Source organism: Roseateles paludis (assembly GCF_039872745.1).
Lineage (GTDB): Bacteria > Pseudomonadota > Gammaproteobacteria > Burkholderiales > Burkholderiaceae_C > Pelomonas > Pelomonas paludis.
In genome coordinates this window covers 575,507-592,932 of record NZ_JBDPZD010000001.1, presented here as the reverse complement: position 1 = coordinate 592,932, position 17,426 = coordinate 575,507, and the positions used below count along the sequence as shown (strand labels likewise).

Below are 17,426 nucleotides of genomic sequence, written 5' to 3'. Positions count from 1 at the left end.
ATTCCGTTCCCACCTTCCACCGCGAGGAGACATCGCATGCAACGCAGAACCCTGCTTCCCACCCTGGCCGGCCTCAGCCTGGCCCTGACGGCGCCCTGGAGTCACGCGCAGAGTGACACGGTCAAGATCGGTGTCGTCGTCCCGATGACGGGGCAGAGCGCCTCGACCGGCCGGCAGATCGACGCGGCCGTCAAGCTCTGGATGGCGCAAAGCGGTGGCAAAGCCGGCGGCAAGAAGGTCGAGATCCTGCTGCGTGACGACACCGGCGTGGCCGACGTGACGCGCCGCCTGGTGCAGGAGCTGATCGTCAATGACAAGGTCGTCGCGGTGGCCGGCTTTGGCCTCACGCCGCTGGCCCTGGCCGCCGCGCCGCTGGCGACCCAAAGCAAGACGCCGATGGTCGTGATGGCGGCGGCTACCAGCAGCATCACTGAGGCCTCGCCCTATATCGTGCGCACCAGCTTCACCCTGCCGCAGGCGGCGGTGGGCATGGGCGAGTGGGCGCCCAAGAACGGCATCAAGAAGGTCGTCAGCCTGGTCACCGACTACGGCCCCGGCAACGATGCCGAGAAGTACTTCGTCAACCAGTTCCTGCTCAACGGCGGCCAGGTGCTGGAGAAGCTGCGCACCCCGCTGCGCAGCCCCGACTTCGCGCCCGTGCTGCAAAAGGTGCGTGACGCCAAGCCCGATGCGCTCTTCGTCTTCCTGCCCTCGGGGCAAGGCGCCCAGTTCATGAAGCAGTTCGGCGAGCGCGGGCTCGACAAGGCCGGCATCCGCCTGATCGCCACCGGCGACGTGACCGATGACGACCAGCTCAACGACATGGGCGACGTGGCGCTCGGCGTGGTCACCACCCACCACTACTCGGCCGCTCACCCCAGTGCCATGAACAAGAAGTTCGTGGCCGACTTCCAGGCCATGCACAAGTTCCGCCCCAACTTCATGGGCGTGGGCGGCTATGACGGCCTGCGCCTGATCTTCAAGGGCCTGGACGCCACCAAGGGCCAGGGCGGCGAGGCGCTGCTGAACGCCATGAAGGGCCAGCTCTTCGAGAGCCCGCGCGGCCAGATCCTGATCGACGCGCAGACTCGCGACATCGTGCAGGACGTGCACACCCGCAAGGTTGAGCGCAAGGATGGGCAGCTGTGGAACGTGGAGTTCGATGTCCAAAAGGCTGTCAAGGACCCAGGGAAACTCAAGTAACCCCCCTACCGGCTGCGCCGGCCCCCCTGCTGGGGGCGCACCCAGTGGACCGGCAAAGCCGGATCCACGGGTGCCGCTGGGAAACCTCAGCTCGGTGTGTGGCGCGACGCGGCGGTATGCAAGCAATGGATCACCAAACGGCGCGCTCATGCCCACACTGATCTTCGACGGCGTTGCCTACGGCATGCTGCTCTTCGTGCTGGCCCTGGGGCTGGCCGTGACCATGGGCTTGATGAACTTCATCAACCTGGCCCATGGCGCGTTTGCGATGGTGGGTGGCTATGCGGTGATCCTGCTGATGCAAAAGCAGGGCTGGCCGTTTCTGCTGTGCCTGCCGGCGGCGTTTGTGATCACGGCGCTGCTGGGGGCGGTGCTGGAGCGGCTGCTGTACCGGCGGCTCTATGGCCGCTCGCACCTGGACCAGGTGCTGTTCTCCATTGGCCTCACCTTCATGGCCGTGGCGACGGTGGACTACCTGGTCGGCTCGCAGCAGCAGAACGTGCAGCTGCCCGAGATCTTTCGCCAGCGCTTCGAGTTCGGCAGTGGCTTCTGGATGCTGGGCATGGGCGCCTACCGGCTCTTCATCGTCGTGGTCTGCGTGGTGCTGGCCCTGGTGCTGCAGCAGTTGCTGGCGCGCACGCGCTTTGGCAGCCGGCTGCGTGCGGCGGTGGACGACCCGCGCGTGGCCGCCGGCCTCGGCATCCCGGTGGACCGGGTCTTCCTCGTCACCTTTGCGGTGGGCTCTGGCCTCGCGGGCCTGGGCGGCGCGCTGGGGGCTGACATCCTCGGCCTGGACCCCAGCTTCCCGCTCAAGTTCATGGTTTATTTCCTGATCGTCTGCGCGGTGGGGGGCACCAGCTCCATCACCGGGCCCCTGGTGGCCGCCTTGCTGCTGGGCATTGCCGACGTGATGGGCAAGTACTACGTGCCCAAGCTCGGCAGCTTCATCGTCTACCTGCTGATGATCGGCATCCTGCTGTGGCGCCCGCAGGGCTTGTTCTCGCGTGAGGGTGGGCGATGAGTAGCGTTCAGCAGGCGCTGCGCGCGCCGGTGCGCTGGCGCGTTTGGGAGATCGCCGCCTGGGTGTTGCTGTGGGCTGCGCCTTTCGTCTTTGCCTCGCATGCAGCGCTCATCAACGAGATCGCCATCCTGGCGCTGTTTGCGCTGTCGCTGGACCTGATCCTGGGCTACGCCGGCATCATCTCGCTGGGGCATGCGGCCTTCTTTGGCGTGGGCGCCTATGGCGCGGCGCTGTTTGCCAAGCATGTGATGCCCGACCCGCTGGTGGGCCTGGCCGTGGGCACGGGCGTGGGCGCCCTGCTGGGCCTGCTGACCAGCCCCATGATTGCCCGTGGCACCGACCTCACGCGCCTGATGGTCACCATGGGCGTGGCCCTGGTGCTCTTCGAGCTGGCCAACAAGTTCGACGACATCACCGGCGGCGCTGACGGGCTGCAGGGCGTGGTGATGGGGCCGTTGCTCGGGCACTTCGAGTTCGACCTCGCGGCGCGCGTGGCCAGCTTCTATTCGCTGGCCGTGCTCTTCGTCGCCTTCGTGCTGCTGCGGCGCATGGTGCACTCTCCGCTCGGTGTCTCGCTGCAGGCCATGCGTGACAACCGGCTGCGCGTCTCGGCGCTGGGCATGTCGGTGCAGGGGCGGCTGACGGCGGTCTACACGGTGGCCGCCGGCCTGGCGGGTGCCGCAGGCGCGCTGCTGGCCCAGACCACCGGCTTTGCCTCGCTCGACGTGTTCGACTTCCACCGCAGCGCCGACGTGATGCTGGCCCTGGTCATTGGCGGCACCGGCTGGCTGTGGGGCGGCGTGATCGGTGCCATGGCCTTCAAGGTGCTGCACGACCTGATCTCGGGCGTGACGGTGCAGTACTGGACTTTCTGGCTTGGCTTGGTTCTGGTGGTGCTCGTGCTCGTGGGCCGTGAGCGCTTGTTCAAACCCTGGACATGGTGGAAGCGATGAGCCAACCCGTGCTCCAAACCCATGCGCTGGTGAAGCGCTTCGGCGGCATCACCGCCACGCAGAACGTCAGCCTCAGCGTGCGCGCCGGTGCGCGTCACGCGCTCATCGGCCCCAATGGCGCCGGCAAGACGACGCTGATCAACCAGCTCACCGGCGTGCTCGCACCCACCAGCGGCAGCGTGGTGCTGGAGGGGCGCGACATCACGGCTCTGTCGCCCAACGCACGCGTCGGTCTGGGCCTGGTGCGCACCTTCCAGATCAACCAGCTCTTTGCCTCGCTCACGCCCACGCAAGCGCTGGCGCTGGCGGTGTCGAGCCGGCGCGGCCTGGCGCATCGCTTCTGGCGGCCGCTCGGGCAGTCTGCTGAGGTGGCGGCCGACGTGGAAGGCCTGCTGCAGCAGTTCCGCCTGGCTGAGCTGGCCGACCGCCCGACGCGCGAGCTGCCCTATGGCAAGCGGCGGCTGTTGGAGATTGCCCTTGCCGTGGCGCTCAAGCCGCGCGTGCTCTTGCTGGATGAACCGGCGGCCGGCGTGCCTGCGGCTGAGCGCGGCGACATCCTGGCCACCGTGGCCGCGCTGCCGGCCGACGTGGCCGTGGTGCTGATCGAGCACGACATGGACCTCGTCTTCAGCTTTGCCGACCACATCACCGTGCTGGTCAACGGCGCGATGCTGACCGAGGGCGCGCCCGACGAGATCGCGGCCGACCCGCTGGTGCGCGAGGTCTACCTCGGCGACACCAGCATCGTGCACGCGGGAGGCACCCATGGCTGAGCCGCTACTCATCGTCGAAGGCCTGCGCTGCGGCTACGGTGAGGCCGTGGTGCTGAGCGATGTGTCCTTCACGCTCGGCGGCGGCGAGTCGCTCGCCCTGCTCGGCCGCAACGGCACCGGCAAGACCACGCTGATCGACACCTTGGTGGGCACCACCAAACGCCACGCCGGCAGCATCCGCTTGGGCGGGCGTGACCTGCACAGCCTGCCGGTGCACCAGCGTGCGGCCGCCGGCATTGGCTGGGTGCCGCAGGAGCGCAATATCTTTCGCTCGCTGACCGTGCACGAGAACCTCACGGCCGTGGCCCGCCCCGGGGCCTGGACGCCGGCGCGCGTCTACGAGCTCTTCCCCCGCCTGGCGGAGCGCAAGCAGAACCTCGGCAACCAGCTCTCGGGCGGCGAGCAGCAGATGCTGGCCTTTGGCCGCGCCCTGGTGCTCAACCCGCGCCTGCTGTTGCTGGACGAACCGCTCGAAGGCCTGGCGCCGCTGATCGTTGAAGAGCTGCTGCGCGCCATCCGCCGCGTGGCGCGCGAGGAGGGGCTGTCGTCCATCCTCGTCGAGCAGCACCCGCATATGGTGCTGCCCGTCACCGACCAGACCATCGTGCTGGACCGCGGCAGCATCGCCTTCCGCTCGGCGAGCGAGCCGCTGGTGATCGACCCTCGGCCGCTGGATGCCTGGCTGGGCGTGGCCGGCCACTGAACTCAGGCTCAGGCCGCCTTGCGGCGCCGCTGCCAGCCCACCAGGCCTGCCAAGCCGCTGAGCATCATGCCCACCGAGGCCGGCTCGGGCACGGCGCCCACCTGCACGCTGGCGTTCAGGTAGCTGACGTCGATCAGCTCGACCTGGTCATTGGCGAACGGGAAGCCGCCGCTGGCGCTCAAGCTGATGGGGCTGGTGCCGTCGGCCTTGGCCGTGAAGGTCAGCCGGGCGACGTTGAAGTCGCCGGTGGGCAGCACGGGCTTGAAGCTGTTGAAGTAGACGTCGCTGAGCGTGCCGCTGGCGTTGTCGATCAACCCGGCGGAGCTGACGAATTCCCAGGTCACGGTGTCGATGCTCACGCTTTGCAGGCTGAGCACGGCGGGGTTGAAGTTGAGGCTGAAGCCGCCGCCCACCACCTTGTCGGTGAAGCCGACGCCGGAGACGTCGATGACGACGGCGTCACCGGCATTGACGGTGCTGGCCGGTGGGTTGAGCTTGAGGGTGCCGCTGGCGTGAGCACTGAGGCTGACAGTAAGGGTGGCGGCCAGCAAAGCGGCGCCGAGCAGGGTGGGCTTGAGGGACATGGGAATCTCCTTGAAGGTACGGTGAGGGAAAGGCTTCAGAGGCCAGCGGGGTGCCAGGCCGATGGGCCGGGCCGCGTGGCGAAGAGGCGGCGCACGACGGCCAGGTCGAGCGCGTTGACGCTGCCGTCGCCGTTCAGGTCGGCGCGGCTTGCACCTCGGCTGCCGAAGGCGGCTTTCACGGCGGCGAGGTCGAGGCTGTTGACGATCCCGTCGTTGTTGACGTCGGCATCGCAGGCGTCGCCATAGCCGTCGCCGTCGCTGTCGCGCTGGTCGGGGTTCTTGACGTTGATGCAGTTGTCGCGGCTGTCGGGGATGCCGTCGCCATCGGTGTCGGTCTCCTCCAGCGCACGCTGGCTGCTGGCGCCTTCGCCCGAGGCCACGCGCACGATGAAGTTGCCGGTGAAGCCGCCGAGGTCGATGCTGCCGTTGCCGTCGGCATTGAGCAGGGCGCGGCCGATCTGCCGGCCGGTCTTGGGGTCGAGGGCGACCACGGTGACGATCTCGGGCTCGGGCAGGTCGGGCGGGCACAGCAAACAAGGCTGCTTGGGCACATTGATGAAGGCCCGGCCGCGCAGCACGCTGAGGTTGACGGTGCCAAAGGTCCAGGGCGCATGGGTGCGCAACTGCACGGTCGGGTCGCCCAGCAGGCTGTAGAGGTTGAGCTGCTGGCGCAGGCCCTCGACGCCGACCGGCGCGCCGTTGTCGCTGGGGTGCAGGTTGGGCGTGCTGCCGGCAGCCACGGCGGCGATGTAGGCGCGGCCATGGTTGAGCAGGTCCCCGAGGCGGCGCACCGGCGTGCTGCCGCCAAAGCTGGGCGCCAGCCCGGGGAAGAGCGCGTCAAAGAGGCCAATGGCCAGGTGGCCGTTGTCGCGGGTGCTGCTGTTGCGCGAGTCGCCAATGACGGCGAGCGCGCCGTCGGCCTTGCGCACAAAGTTCTCGGCCCAGTAGGTGGCCGAGGGGCTGGGCCCGTAGCCGCTGCCCACCTTGTTGGCCGGCAGGTCAACGGTCTCGTTGTCGAAGATGCCGCTGGCGCAGTTGATGCTGAAGACGACCGGGTAGCGGTTGTCGGTCACCGAGATGCTGTTGACCTGCGTGTCGCCAAAGCCCGGGTCGCCAAAGCCGTACCAGCTGCCGTGGTCGCGGTGGTAGAGCAGCGCGGTGCCGGCGTTCACGGCGGTGACGATGTCGGTGCCGTTGCCGGTCCAGCTGAAGCCGGGCTTGCGCAGGTCAGCCGGCACGGCCGCGCCGCTGCGGTAGGTCTGCGGGTTGGCCGAGGGCAGCGTGGTGTAGATGCGCTGCACCGCATAGCCCTTGCCCACCGCGTGGTTGCGGATCTTCTCGGTCACCTCGACGAACCAGCGCTCGTCCTTGGTGCCGCTGCTTTCAAAGAAGGACGCGAAGGTCAGCCGCGAGTAGAAGTTCTGGCCGCCTGGGTTGGCGGGCGGGAAGTTCTCGTAGCCCATGACCTTGTGCGCCATCGCGGCGGCCTGGGCCAAGGTGTCCACCGGGAAGCGGCCGATGCCGATGGTCGGCACGGTGGTGGCGGTGGCGCCCGGCAGGAACTGGCCGTACCAGATGTCGCTGGCGTTCTTGGCCGAGTTGTAGCTGTTGGTCTGGTCGTAGTGGGTGGGGATCTTTTCCGAGTCGCCCAGCAGCAGCAGCCACTTGGGCTTGACGACGCGGGTGTTGTAGAAGGCCGCCACCCAGTTGCGGATCTGCTCGGCCGAGGCGACCGCCGGGCCGCCCGAGATGACGCTGGTGCTGATCACCTGGGTGCTGATGCCCAGCGACTCCTTGTGCGTCTTGAGCGCGTTGGCCACGGTCAGGAAGTCGGGGTGCGTGACGATCACCAGCCGCGCACCGGACAGGGCCTGGCCCAGGTTGGGGTCCACACAGCTCAGCTTGAGCTGGGCTTGATTCAGCGCGTACTTGAGCACCGGGTTCGGGGCCTTCTGCAGCGCCTCGTCGATGCCGTCAAAGGCCGCCCGCGCGGGTGAGGCCGCCAGGTGGTCGATCTGGAAGCAGGGCCCCGCCGCGTGGTCCACCTGCACCAGGTAGCTGTCGTACCAGGTCAGCTCGCCTGTGGCCGGGTCGTAGCCATAGGGCATGAAGTTGAAGCTGTCGATGTTGGCGTCGCCCTTGAACAGCGAGCTGCGCGGCAAGCTCTCGCCCGGGCTGGCCGGGCCCTTCAGGTACAGGGCCGGGTCGTACTCGAAGGCGGGCAGCTTGCGGTCCTCGCTGTTCGCGGTCTCGCTCGGTTGCACCGGGTAGAGCCGGGTGCGCAGGCGGCGCAGCGGGCCCTCAGGCTTGACCGTGATCGAAGGGCCGTGGGTGGCCACGACCAGGTCCAGCGGCAGCGCGAGCGGAAAGCCGGTGATGGGCAGCTCCGGCTGGCCGCGCTGCTCCACGCCGCCCCGCATCGAGCCGGCCTCGGCGTCGCCGCGCGCAAAGCGCTCGAACTCACCGCCGGGCGTCTTGACGGTGGCCAGCTTGGGCGCGCCCACCTGGATGCGGACCTGCGTCACGCGCGGGCCCTCGGAGACGAGCTGGGTGGAGACGGCGGCCTGCGCCGTCAGGGCGCAGCACAGCATCGCGGCCGCTGCGGTGGGGAGGACTCTGGGGTGCATGGCAAGCTCCTTGAATGAGCCCGGGACCGATGCAGGACGCCATCGGCTCGGGGACATTCGTACAGCCGCATTCGCTCTGCCAAAAGGATCACGTCCCCCACGATTGAAGCCGTCAGCCCCCCGATCGCGCCCCCGCTCGCGCTGGCGCAACGCGGCTTGATCCAGGTCAAGCCATCGCGGGTCTTTCCGGCTTGCGGGGCGCGAGATCGTTACCTAGACTAACGATTGCCGTTTCGACAAGAGGTTGCCCATGTTTTTGCTCAACACCTGGTACGTCGCCGCCTCAAGCGACGAGCTCTCTGCCACCCGCCCGCTGGGGCGCCGCATCTGCAACCAGCCCATGGTTTTCTGGCGCGATGCCAGCGGCAAGGTGGCGGCGACCGAGGACTTTTGCCCCCACCGGGGCGCGCCGCTGTCGCTCGGCCGCGTTTGCGAGGGCAAGCTGGTGTGTGGCTATCACGGCCTGGTGATGGGCTGCGACGGCCGCACGGTGTCCATGCCCGAGCAGCGCGTGCGCGGCTTTCCGCCCGTCAAGGCCTATCCGGTGATCGAGCGCTATGGCTTCATCTGGGTCTGGCCGGGTGATGCGGCGGCGGCCGACCCCGACAAGATCCACCACCTGGAGTGGGCCGAAAGCCCCGAGTGGGCCTATGGCGGCGGGCTGTATCACATCGCCTGTGACTACCGGCTGATGGTCGACAACCTGATGGACCTGACGCACGAGACCTATGTGCACAGCGACAGCATCGGCCAGCCCGAGATCGACGAGGCCCCGCCAGCCACGCGTGTGGAGGGCGACGAAGTCATCACCAGCCGCTTCATGCAGAACATCAAGGCCCCGCCGTTCTGGCAGATGGCCATGCGTGGCAACGGCCTCGACGACAGTGCCGACGTCGACCGCTGGCAGGTCTGCCACTTCGTGCCGCCGAGCCACGTCATGATCGAAGTCGGCGTGGCGCTGGCGGGCCATGGCGGCATTGATGCGCCCAAAGACAAGAAGGCCAGCAGCATCGTGGTGGACTTCATCACCCCCGAGACCGACACCTCGATCCACTACTTCTGGGGCATGGCGCGGCGCTTCAAGCCCGAGGACGCCGAGCTGACGGCCACCATCCGCGCCGGCCAGGGCAAGGTGTTCGGCGAAGACCTGCAGATGCTGGAGCAACAGCAAAAGAACCTGCTGGAGTTTCCGGGCCGTCAGCTGCTGATGCTCAACATCGACTCAGGCGGCGTGCAGTCGCGCAAGGTGCTGGAGCGCTTGCTGGCCGCTGAAGCGGCGGCCAGCGCCGCATCAACTGCGACTTGACGACGAGCGGCGGCTGCGCCGTGCCTCACGGGCACGGCGGGCCTCGGCGCGGCGGCGTGCGGCGTCACGGGCGCGCACCAGGGTCGAGACACCCCAGGCCAGGCCCAGTGCCACCAGCGTGATGCCGGCCCAGGTGGCCAGCGGCATGTGGCGCAGCATGCTGGCGGGCTCGGGCAGCGGCAGGTTCACGCTGATCAAGCCGGCCGGCTTGCCTTCCACATAGCCAAAGCCACCGCCGCCGTTGAAGGCGACATTGGTGCGCAGGAACTCCGGCGCGTTCTCGGCCTTGTCATGGCAACGCAGGCAAGTCTTTTGTGCCACGACCGAGCGCCCGAAATAGAGGCGGCGCCCCTGCACTTCCCAGTACTCCTGCGCCGCGGCGGACTTGGCATCAACGTTGGCGGCATCGCGGATGGCGCCCATCGCGCGCTTCTCGAACTCATTGGGCGCATTGCCGGTGTTCAGCACCGAGGCGGCCGTGAGCCGGAAGCTGGCCTTGCTGCCCGACTCGGCCACCACGTCGGCCACCTCACGCTGGATCAGCGCCGGGTTTTTCCAGTGGTAGGTCTCGAGCGACTTGAGGTCGGGCGCCATCGCAGCTGACAGCGTGGCCACCTGGTCCGCATTGAGCGAGTAGGCAGTGCGGGTCAGGAAGTTGCCCGGGATGGCGTTGTGCGTGCCCACGGTGCGCACGTGCACGCCGCCGTAGCGTGAGGCCCAGCGCCCGACGTTCTCGACAAAGTCGGCCACAGTGCGCGCCTCGGACACCGACTGCATCTCCAGCAGCGAGGTCGTCCACGACCAGATCGACAAGCCCAGCCCCGCGACGATGACGATGGGCGGTGCCCACCACAGCAGGCGACGGCGGGGGCGGCTAGGCGTGGGGGCGGAGGACGGAGGCGTGCTGGTCATCTTTGGCTCTTGGGTGGCGCGCAGGGCGTCGCATTGGAGCCGGTTTTGATGACGCAGGCGAGACGCAGACACCCCGAAAAGCGGGGCAGTTTTGACACGCCGTAGCAGCTTGAAACACCTGTTGCGACTTCAGCGAGCAGTTTCAGGCGGTGAACTGCGGTGCCAGCGCGGCCGCGGTCCAGGTGAGCGGCAGCGCATGAGGCCGCCACCAGCCTCTGAGCACCTGCAGCTGAAGCAGGCGCAGCGCGCCAGGGTGCTCTGCCTGGTCGGCCGGCGTGAGGTCGAACTCGATGCGCGCCGACACCGCCAGTTGCAGCACATGGCCCTGCTGCCAGTCGATGAAGAGCAGGCCCGCCTGCGGCCAGTCCAGCAGGTTGCCCAGGGTGTTGAACATGAAGTTGCCGACATAGTCGGGCAGGGTCAGCAGGTCGCCGCCGTCGGGAGCCTGGCTGAGCCGCGCAAAGCCCGGCCGCCCGCCGCGGTGCGACAGGTCCAGCCCAGCCGGGGCCACGCTGCCCCGGGTGCTGCTGCGGCTGGCGATGAAGAGCGTGTCGCTCGCCGCGACCAGCTGGCGCGCTGCGGCGCTGAGCGCCGGCCCTTCGGGCGTCGCCTCGCCCGGGCCGGGGCCCATGCGCGGCGACGGCTGCCGGGCCTGGATGTACTTGGGGCAGTTGCCAAAGCTCTGCGCCACGGCCACGCGCCAGCCCTCGGGCCCGACGGCCACGACGGGGCCGTTCATGCGGTTGCGGCGGCGGGTGTGCGGCTCCAGGCCCAGCAGGCCGATGGCGGCGCCGGGCCGCAAGCCCTCGCGCGCCGGGTCGGCAGGGTCAGGCAACGTGGCCACGTCCAGGTGGCGCACATCCGGGCTGCGCACAAAACCCGGCGTGCCCGTGACGACGCTGGCCCAGGGTTGGCCGGCGTCGTCCTGGGTGGCCAGCCAGAGCGTGGGCAGCTTCTCGAACAGCTCGCGGTGCTGGTCGGGCATGTGGTCACGGATCACCCGGCCGCCCACCTCCTCCAGCCGCTCGCGCACGCCCAGGCGCGCCTGCAGCGCCTGCTCGCCAGCATGGAAGGGCGAGCCCATGCTCAGGCCGCCGCCCGCTCGGGCAGTGCCGAGCGCGTCATGCCCACAAAGCCAGGCAGCGCCTCCACGCGCGCCAGCCAGGCGCGGATGCGCGGGTAGTCGTCCAGCCACAGGCCGCCTTCGGGCGCATGGGCGGTGTAGGTGTACATGGCCACATCGGCCAACGTGGCGTGGTCCAGCGCCAGCCAGTCGCGGCCCTCCAGGTGGGCCTCCATGGTCTTGAAGAGCCGCTCGGCCACGGCGCTGGGCGAGGCCTCCAGCGGCCGCTTGAAGAGCCGCGCGGCGCGCACGATGCTGGGCCCAAACGCCAGCGGCCCGGCCGCCGCGCTCAGCCAGCGCTGGACCTGCGCCTGCGCCAGCGGCTCGGTGGGCCACCAGCGGCGGCTCGCGTCGTACGTGCCGGCCAGGTAGACGCAGATGGCATTGCTGTCGGCCAACTGCAGCTCGCCGTCGCGCAGCACGGGCACCTGCCCGAAGACATTGCGCGCCAGGAACTCGGGCTGCTTGTGCTCGCCCTTGGGCAGGTCGATCTCGTGCTCCTTGAAGGGCAGACCCAGCAGGGACAGCATCAGGCGCGCGCGGTGCACATGGCCCGAGAGGCGAAAGCCGTCGAGTTCGATGAGGGGGCGGTCATTGGCCATGGTGGCGGGCTCCGAATTGAACGAGCCCGCAGCGTAGGCCTTGCAGCTCCTGAATGAAATGGTTCAATCCAAACTTCAGAATTGCAATTGGGGCAACAAACCCATGGACCACCTCGACAACCTGCGCGTCTTTGTGGCCGTGGCCGAGGGCGGCAGCCTCGCCGAGGCCGCGCGCCGCCGCGAGATCTCGGCCCCGGCCGCCACCCGTGCATTGGCCGCGCTGGAGAAGCGCCTGGGCGCGGCCCTCATCGTGCGCACCACGCGCAGCCTGCGGCTCACCGAGGTGGGCGAGCAGTTCCTGGCCGACACCCGCCAGGTGCTGGCCAGCCTGGATGCGGCCGAGGCGGCGGTCACCGGCCTGGGGCAGCGCCCGCAAGGCCAGCTGGCCGTCACGGCGCCCGAGCTCTTTGGCCAGCGCCATGTCGCGCCGCTGCTCTTTGAGTTTCTGGGCCGCCACCCCGAGGTCAACGCCCGGGTCTTCTTCAGCAACCGCGTCGTGCATTTGATCGACGAGGGTTTTGACGTGGCGCTGCGCATCGCCACCCTGCCTGACTCCGGCCTCACCGCCGTGCCCGTGGGCCAGATGCGCGTGGTGCGCGTGGCCGCGCCCGCCTACCTCGCCCAGCGGGGCGAGCCGCAGTCCCCCGCCGACCTGGCTCGCCACCAGGGCGTGGGCTTCGCCATCGAGGGCCAGGGCCGCATCGGCTGGGGCTTTGGGGATGCCGAACGGCCCGAGAGCGAGCGCCTCGTCGTCAACAGCAATGTCACCAAGGTCGCCGCCACGGTGGCGGGGCTGGGCATCACGCGCGCCCTGGCCTACCAAGTCACTGACGAAGTGCGCGACGGCCGCCTGCGCATCATCCTCGCGGCCCACGAGCCCCCGCCCGTGCCCGTCCACCTCGTCTACCCCGGTGGCCGCCTGGCGGCTGCCAAGGTGCGGCACTTTGTGCAGTTCGCGGCCGAGCGGCTACGCGCGTTGCCGCTCCTTCAAGGCGCGGTCTAGGGCTGGTTCAGCCGCCTGCGCCTGCACCCACTCCACAAACGCCTGCACCTCAGGCCGCGCGCGGGCGGCGGGCGGAGCCACCAGCCAGTAGGCGTAGGGGCTGGGCAGGCGGCCTTCGGGGCCGAAGGGCTCGATGAGTTCGCCCCGGGTCAGGTGCTCCTGGACCATGGGCAGGCGCCCGAGGGCGGCGGCCTGGCCGGTGAGGGCGGCCTGGATCTGCTGGTAGGTGAAGTTGAAGTACATCCAGCGCTGCGGCTGCAGCTCCGGCAGGCCGTGGGCCGAGAGCCAGTGGCGCCAGCTCAGCACGCCGGCGCTGGGGCGGCAGTCGTCCTCTTCGGTCAGGGAGTGGCGGGCCAGGTCAGCGGGGCGGCGCAGCGGGGGCAGGTCACCCTGACTCGCGCGAGCGGCGTAGTCGGGGCTGACCAGGGGGCTGAGGAGCTCGACGAACAACAGGTCGGCATGCTCGGGCGGCAGCTCGCGGGCGGTGTAGCGCAGGGCCACGTCGTGCTCGCTGGCGTCAAGGTCGGCGATGCGGTCGTCGGCGTGGACGCGGATGTCGATGTCGGGATGCCGGGCCTGGAAGTCCGCCAGGCGCGGGATCAGCCACAGCGAGGCAAAGGAGGCGAAGGTGGTGACATTGACCACCCGGCGCCCCCGCGTGCGGCGGATCTGGCGCACCGCGCGGTCCAGCCGCTCCAGCGCCGCGACGGCGGCGGGCAGCAGGGCGGCGCCGTCACTGCTGAGCTCGACCTTGCGCGTGCCACGCAAGAAGAGGGTGCAGCCGATCTCTTCCTCCAGGGCCTGGATCTGGCGGCTGACGGCGCTCTGGGTGAGGGACAGCTCCTCGGCCGCCGCGCGGAAGGACAGGCGCCGTGCCACGGCCTCGAAGGCGCGCAAGGGGCCGATGGACAAGGGGCGCTGGCGGATCGGGGCATTCATGCGCCGATGGTATCAATCCAGCGGGGCGGAATCATTGGACGCCCTGCGCCGTGGCCGGAAGAATGCGGTTCACCAGGGGCCAGAGCCCTTGGTGCCCCACAGACATCCCCTCAGCCCCGATGGAGGCATCGATGCTTGATTCGCAACAACCGCACAGCCTGGAAGCCCCTGCCCTGTGGGCGCTGCCCCCGGGCCAGGCCCTGAGCCTGCAGCCGGCGTCGGTCGCGCGTCAGGTGGTGGCCTGCCGGGGCCGGGTCTGGCTGACGCTGGACGGCGGCCCCGCCGCCGCCGCGCAGGACCACTGGCTGCGGCCGGGCGAGGCCTTCACCGTGCCGGCCGGGCAGCGGGCGGTGCTGGAGGGCTGGCCGGCGGCCAGCGTCCAGGTGCTGCTGCCGCCGCCGGCCGCAGCCAGTGGCGGTGCAAAGGCTCAGTCGCCCGTGGCCTCAAAGTCCACCCAGGCGAAGTCGGCCGGGGTGCGGCCGCCGCTGGGGGCGTGGGCGTAGAGGCCCATATAGACGCCGGTGAAGCCGGACGAGGTCTCGGTCGAGAGCTGGTAGGTGGGCACGCTGCACAGTGCTTGCCAGGCGCCCGGCTTCTTGCCACCGGCGCGCCAGCTCAAGCTGTAGGTCGTGGGCGTGGCGTCCACCTGCAGTTGCACCGGGCCCTCGGGCAGCGCGGCCGTGCCGTGCACGATGGGCTTGTCGGCCAGGCGTTGCACGCATTGCAGTTGGCGACCCTTGTCCGCAGCGCTGATGCCGAGCAGCAGGTGGTGCGACTCGTTCATCCGCAGCGCCACGCCGGCCGCATCACCCGCATCCTTGGGGCTGAAGTTGACCTCGGTGGTGAAGCGCTGGTGCAGGTGGGTCTGGCGGCGGCCAATGAAGGTCGGCGTGGCCTCCAGGCTCTCCAGGCCCGTCTTGCTGCCCAGCAGGCGCAGGCTGCCGGGCTTGTCGGTCAGCGACCACTGGCCCGTGGCATAGGTGCGCACAAAGCTCCAGTGCAGCGGCAGCGGCTTCTTGGCCGAGAAGCTCTCGCGCACGGCTGCGGCCGGCCAGGGGTGCCAGCCGGGCAGGCCGGCGGTGGACTGGGGCTGCGGCAGCTCGCGGTTCTGGCCAATCTCGGGCCAGCCGTCGGCACGCCACTTCACCGGCGCCAGCAGGGTCTCGCGGCCGATGTGGTGGTGGCCCTTGCCATCCACCTTCTGTGAGCGGATGCCCAGCAGCGTGATCCACCAATTGCCCTCGGGCGTGGAGACGAGGTCGGCATGCCCCAGGGCCTGGAACAGCGCGTCCGGCCGGTTCATGTGGGTGAGCAGCGGGTTGTCCGGGTGCGGCTCAAACGGCCCCCAGGGCGAGCGCGAGCGGGCCATGGTGATGCGGTGCTCGTAGGACGTGCCGCCCTCGGCAATCATCAGGTAGTACCAGCCATTGATCTTGTAGAGGTGCGGGCCCTCGGGCCACACGCCGCCCATGCCCTTCCAGATCTCCTTCGCGGGCTCTTTGAGCTTGCCGGTCTTGAGGTCGATGATGGCTTGGTAGGCGCCGCCATTGCGCAGGCCGCCGTGGCGCGTGTAGTAGACGGTGCCGTCGTCGTCGAACAGCAGCGACGGGTCCATGCCGAACTCGGGCTCGGGGATGCGCACAGGGTCAGACCAAGGGCCGGCCGGGTCCTTGGCGCTGATCACGAAGTTGCCGATGCCTTCGACGTCGGTGTTGATGATGTAGAACGCGTCGGGCTGGCAGCGGATGGTGGGCGCAAAGATGGCCTTTGAGCTCTTGCGGCCCGGGAAGGTCAGCTGCGACTCGCGCGACAGCGCATTGCCGATATGGCGCCAGTGCACCAGGTCCTTGCTGTGATAGACCGGCAGGCCCGGCAGGTACTCGAAGGTGCTGGTGACCAGGTAGTAGTCATCGCCCTTGCGGCAGACGCTGGGGTCCGACGCAAAACCGCTGACCACCGGGTTCTTGAAGGTGGCCGGCATGGCGGGCTTGGCTTTGGTGTCTGCCTTGGTATCAGCCTTGGTGGTGGCCTGAGCGCTGGTGGACATGGTGAGCGCAGCCGCGCAGGCCGCAAGGGTGGTGAGCCAGGGTTTTTGCATGGGGGGCGTCTTGCCGCCAGCGGTGGCGGCTCTTGGGAGAGCAGGGCCCCGGAGCCTAATGCAGGCCGCCCGCACGAGCGATGCAAATTTGAGCGGCGCCGATGGCTCGGCTATGCCTGGCCGACGCTTTAAGCCTTGCGGGGCTTGGTGGCTTTCTTGGCGGGTGCCTCGGCTGGTGTCTTCCCGGGTTTGCGCGGCCGGGCAGCCTTTGCCACCTTGGCCACTTTCGCGTTCGCCGCGCGCAACGCCGCCTCCAGCGCCAGCCGCGCCCAGGGCAGCATCAGTGCGGGCGACTCCATCGCGTCCTCCGGCGGGCGGAAGTAGCTCGTCTCCACCAACTCGCCGTCCTTGTGGTTGAAGCAGAACGGCACGCAGCCGGCCGCCACAAAGCGCTCACGCGTGGTGGCATCGGTCTTGAGGAAGCACTGCCCGTCGTCGATGATCGCGATGAAGAGACCATCCACGTACACCCCTTGCCCGCCGAACATGCGGCGCGATCGCACCGGCCCCAGCGGGCTGAAGAGTTCGACACACAGGGCGGTGAAGTCATCCATGGCCACAATGTAAGCGTCTCACTAGACCCCCTTTGATGTCCGACGCCACCGACCCCCGCCGCGCCCTGCGCGAAGTGCTGCTGGAGCTGCGCACCGAGCTGCCCGACCGCGCGCAGCGCAGCGAGCACCTGCAAGAGGTGCTGCAAGTCTGGCTGCTGCGCCGCAAGGAGCAGCGCATCGGCGCCTACTGGCCCATCAAGGGCGAGTTCGACCCCCTGCCCTCGCTCTACCGCTGGGGCGAGAACCACCCCGAGCGGCGCATCGGCCTGCCCGTCAAACACAAGACCGCAGGCACGCTCAGCTACCACGTTTGGTACCCCGGCTGCCCCATGGAGGAAGACGCCTTCGGCATCCTCAAGCCCAAAGACACCGAGCAGTTCGAGCCCCAACTGCTGCTCGTGCCCTGCCTCGGCTACGGCGCCGGCGGCCTGCGCGTGGGCTACGGCGGCGGCTTTGTCGCCCGCACCCTGCGCGCCCGCCAACCCGAGCTCGTCACCGTGGGCCTGGCCTACAGCGTGAGCTGGGTGCCGGGGCTGCAAGCGCTGACGGATGAGGCGCCGCTGGATGCGATCCTGACGGATGAAGGGGTGGTTTGGGGGGAGTAGGGCGGCGGGTGAGCGGGGCGCAGTGGTCGGGTCCGATGCCATCGAACTTCGTGAGCTTGCTACCGACCGCTGTGCAGCGATTGCAGTCCTTCGCTGCGCAGTCGGTTGGGAAAGCTGTTGGGCACGGCGGCCTCACTTGAACGAGCGCAATCGAGGAGCCTTGTGCCGTCGCTCACCAATGATGGCGGCTAAGTACGTGACTGATCCAAGCCTCCCGTTCCAGAACGTAGAGCGGGTGCTACCGTCGCCGGCTTTCTTCTCGCGCCACTGGTCCCTGAATGTGTGTTTCCAGCCCAGTAGACCGCCCGCTCCAGCGCGATGCCCTCGCTGATTTCGACCGGTTTGCCCGGAACGGCCCAGGTGGCCGAGTTCCTTGGGAGCTGAATTTCTACAGCTCATCTGGCCGCGCTGGAAAATGCG

General features: G+C 69.0%; 17 protein-coding genes. 9 read left to right on the top strand and 8 right to left on the bottom strand.

What is annotated here, in order from left to right; genetic code table 11:
* Positions 1–36 precede the first annotated feature (36 nt).
* From ABDJ85_RS02740 to ABDJ85_RS02720, 5 genes are all read left to right on the top strand, one after another.
* On the top strand, positions 37–1,203 hold the full coding sequence (locus ABDJ85_RS02740) for an ABC transporter substrate-binding protein (RefSeq protein WP_347703197.1): 1,167 nt from the start codon (positions 37–39) through the stop codon (positions 1,201–1,203).
* A 148-nt stretch (positions 1,204–1,351) separates the two neighbouring features.
* Positions 1,352–2,224, top strand: a complete 873-nt coding sequence (locus ABDJ85_RS02735) for a branched-chain amino acid ABC transporter permease (RefSeq protein WP_347703196.1) — start codon at positions 1,352–1,354, stop codon at positions 2,222–2,224.
* The gene (locus ABDJ85_RS02730; protein WP_347703195.1) at positions 2,221–3,177 is read left to right on the top strand and encodes a branched-chain amino acid ABC transporter permease; all 957 of its coding nucleotides are present in this window, start codon (positions 2,221–2,223) and stop codon (positions 3,175–3,177) included. The genes ABDJ85_RS02735 and ABDJ85_RS02730 overlap by 4 nt, the downstream gene beginning before the upstream one ends.
* Positions 3,174–3,950, top strand: a complete 777-nt coding sequence (locus ABDJ85_RS02725) for an ABC transporter ATP-binding protein (RefSeq protein WP_347703194.1) — start codon at positions 3,174–3,176, stop codon at positions 3,948–3,950. The genes ABDJ85_RS02730 and ABDJ85_RS02725 overlap by 4 nt, the downstream gene beginning before the upstream one ends.
* Complete coding sequence (locus ABDJ85_RS02720; protein WP_347703193.1) at positions 3,943–4,653, top strand: ABC transporter ATP-binding protein; 711 nt, start codon at positions 3,943–3,945, stop codon at positions 4,651–4,653. Before ABDJ85_RS02725 ends, ABDJ85_RS02720 begins: the two co-directional genes overlap by 8 nt.
* Before the next feature lie 8 nt (positions 4,654–4,661).
* Here ABDJ85_RS02720 and ABDJ85_RS02715 read toward each other — a convergent pair whose 3' ends face one another.
* Together ABDJ85_RS02715 and ABDJ85_RS02710 are read right to left on the bottom strand one after the other, a co-directional pair.
* Entirely contained in the window at positions 4,662–5,237 is a 576-nt protein-coding gene (locus ABDJ85_RS02715) for a cohesin domain-containing protein (RefSeq protein ID WP_347703192.1), read from the bottom strand.
* 35 nt (positions 5,238–5,272) lie between these two features.
* A complete protein-coding gene (locus tag ABDJ85_RS02710; RefSeq protein WP_347703191.1) occupies positions 5,273–7,864 on the bottom strand; it encodes a C25 family cysteine peptidase in 2,592 nt (863 codons plus the stop codon).
* A gap of 250 nt (positions 7,865–8,114) precedes the next feature.
* Between ABDJ85_RS02710 and ABDJ85_RS02705 the strand changes: the two genes are divergently transcribed.
* Positions 8,115–9,170: an aromatic ring-hydroxylating dioxygenase subunit alpha gene (locus ABDJ85_RS02705; RefSeq protein ID WP_347703190.1), complete on the top strand. Its 1,056-nt coding sequence runs from the start codon at positions 8,115–8,117 to the stop codon at positions 9,168–9,170.
* On the opposite strand, the gene ABDJ85_RS02700 is transcribed toward ABDJ85_RS02705, so the two are convergent.
* From ABDJ85_RS02700 to ABDJ85_RS02690, 3 genes are all read right to left on the bottom strand, one after another.
* Complete coding sequence (locus ABDJ85_RS02700; protein WP_347703189.1) at positions 9,156–10,082, bottom strand: Tll0287-like domain-containing protein; 927 nt, start codon at positions 10,080–10,082, stop codon at positions 9,156–9,158. The genes ABDJ85_RS02705 and ABDJ85_RS02700 overlap by 15 nt on opposite strands.
* 142 nt (positions 10,083–10,224) lie before the next feature.
* Positions 10,225–11,166 carry a pyridoxamine 5'-phosphate oxidase family protein gene (locus ABDJ85_RS02695; protein WP_347703188.1) on the bottom strand — a complete coding sequence of 314 codons (942 nt, stop codon included), beginning with the start codon at positions 11,164–11,166 and terminating at the stop codon, positions 10,225–10,227.
* Positions 11,167–11,168: 2 nt separating this feature from the next.
* Positions 11,169–11,807 carry a glutathione S-transferase family protein gene (locus ABDJ85_RS02690; protein WP_347703187.1) on the bottom strand — a complete coding sequence of 213 codons (639 nt, stop codon included), beginning with the start codon at positions 11,805–11,807 and terminating at the stop codon, positions 11,169–11,171.
* A gap of 103 nt (positions 11,808–11,910) precedes the next feature.
* Here ABDJ85_RS02690 and ABDJ85_RS02685 point away from each other — a divergent pair, with 103 nt between their 5' ends.
* On the top strand, positions 11,911–12,810 hold the full coding sequence (locus ABDJ85_RS02685; RefSeq protein ID WP_347703186.1) for a LysR family transcriptional regulator: 900 nt from the start codon (positions 11,911–11,913) through the stop codon (positions 12,808–12,810).
* Here ABDJ85_RS02685 and ABDJ85_RS02680 read toward each other — a convergent pair.
* Entirely contained in the window at positions 12,775–13,749 is a 975-nt protein-coding gene (locus ABDJ85_RS02680) for a LysR substrate-binding domain-containing protein (protein ID WP_347703185.1), read from the bottom strand. The two genes, ABDJ85_RS02685 and ABDJ85_RS02680, sit on opposite strands and share 36 nt — an antisense overlap.
* 131 nt (positions 13,750–13,880) lie before the next feature.
* On the opposite strand from ABDJ85_RS02680, the gene ABDJ85_RS02675 reads away from it, so the two are divergent.
* On the top strand, positions 13,881–14,252 hold the full coding sequence (locus tag ABDJ85_RS02675) for a DUF2917 domain-containing protein (RefSeq protein ID WP_347703184.1): 372 nt from the start codon (positions 13,881–13,883) through the stop codon (positions 14,250–14,252).
* Here the strand turns inward: ABDJ85_RS02675 and ABDJ85_RS02670 are convergent.
* Positions 14,177–15,847: a glycoside hydrolase family 43 protein gene (locus ABDJ85_RS02670; RefSeq protein WP_347703183.1), complete on the bottom strand. Its 1,671-nt coding sequence runs from the start codon at positions 15,845–15,847 to the stop codon at positions 14,177–14,179. The two genes, ABDJ85_RS02675 and ABDJ85_RS02670, sit on opposite strands and share 76 nt — an antisense overlap.
* Positions 15,848–15,975: 128 nt before the next feature.
* Positions 15,976–16,401, bottom strand: coding sequence for a TfoX/Sxy family protein (locus tag ABDJ85_RS02665; RefSeq protein WP_347703182.1), 426 nt, complete (start codon positions 16,399–16,401; stop codon positions 15,976–15,978).
* A gap of 35 nt (positions 16,402–16,436) precedes the next feature.
* Here ABDJ85_RS02665 and ABDJ85_RS02660 point away from each other — a divergent pair, with 35 nt between their 5' ends.
* Positions 16,437–17,006: a 5-formyltetrahydrofolate cyclo-ligase gene (locus tag ABDJ85_RS02660; protein WP_347703181.1), complete on the top strand. Its 570-nt coding sequence runs from the start codon at positions 16,437–16,439 to the stop codon at positions 17,004–17,006.
* The last annotated feature ends 420 nt before the right edge of the window (positions 17,007–17,426 follow it).

Excerpts from the sequence above, each read along its gene's own strand:
- ABDJ85_RS02710 (WP_347703191.1), bottom strand. The coding sequence starts at position 7,864 with ATGCACCCCAGAGTCCTCCCCACCGCAGCGGCCGCGATGCTGTGCTGC.
- ABDJ85_RS02730 (WP_347703195.1), top strand. The coding sequence starts at position 2,221 with ATGAGTAGCGTTCAGCAGGCGCTGCGCGCGCCGGTGCGCTGGCGCGTT.
- ABDJ85_RS02720 (WP_347703193.1), top strand. The coding sequence starts at position 3,943 with ATGGCTGAGCCGCTACTCATCGTCGAAGGCCTGCGCTGCGGCTACGGT.
- ABDJ85_RS02735 (WP_347703196.1), top strand. The coding sequence starts at position 1,352 with ATGCCCACACTGATCTTCGACGGCGTTGCCTACGGCATGCTGCTCTTC.
- ABDJ85_RS02725 (WP_347703194.1), top strand. The coding sequence starts at position 3,174 with ATGAGCCAACCCGTGCTCCAAACCCATGCGCTGGTGAAGCGCTTCGGC.
- ABDJ85_RS02675 (WP_347703184.1), top strand. The coding sequence starts at position 13,881 with ATGCTTGATTCGCAACAACCGCACAGCCTGGAAGCCCCTGCCCTGTGG.
- ABDJ85_RS02695 (WP_347703188.1), bottom strand. The coding sequence starts at position 11,166 with ATGGGCTCGCCCTTCCATGCTGGCGAGCAGGCGCTGCAGGCGCGCCTG.
- ABDJ85_RS02705 (WP_347703190.1), top strand. The coding sequence starts at position 8,115 with ATGTTTTTGCTCAACACCTGGTACGTCGCCGCCTCAAGCGACGAGCTC.
- ABDJ85_RS02665 (WP_347703182.1), bottom strand. The coding sequence starts at position 16,401 with ATGGATGACTTCACCGCCCTGTGTGTCGAACTCTTCAGCCCGCTGGGG.
- ABDJ85_RS02680 (WP_347703185.1), bottom strand. The coding sequence starts at position 13,749 with ATGAATGCCCCGATCCGCCAGCGCCCCTTGTCCATCGGCCCCTTGCGC.
- ABDJ85_RS02690 (WP_347703187.1), bottom strand. The coding sequence starts at position 11,807 with ATGGCCAATGACCGCCCCCTCATCGAACTCGACGGCTTTCGCCTCTCG.
- ABDJ85_RS02700 (WP_347703189.1), bottom strand. The coding sequence starts at position 10,082 with ATGACCAGCACGCCTCCGTCCTCCGCCCCCACGCCTAGCCGCCCCCGC.
- ABDJ85_RS02685 (WP_347703186.1), top strand. The coding sequence starts at position 11,911 with ATGGACCACCTCGACAACCTGCGCGTCTTTGTGGCCGTGGCCGAGGGC.
- ABDJ85_RS02660 (WP_347703181.1), top strand. The coding sequence starts at position 16,437 with ATGTCCGACGCCACCGACCCCCGCCGCGCCCTGCGCGAAGTGCTGCTG.
- ABDJ85_RS02715 (WP_347703192.1), bottom strand. The coding sequence starts at position 5,237 with ATGTCCCTCAAGCCCACCCTGCTCGGCGCCGCTTTGCTGGCCGCCACC.
- ABDJ85_RS02670 (WP_347703183.1), bottom strand. The coding sequence starts at position 15,847 with ATGCAAAAACCCTGGCTCACCACCCTTGCGGCCTGCGCGGCTGCGCTC.
- ABDJ85_RS02740 (WP_347703197.1), top strand. The coding sequence starts at position 37 with ATGCAACGCAGAACCCTGCTTCCCACCCTGGCCGGCCTCAGCCTGGCC.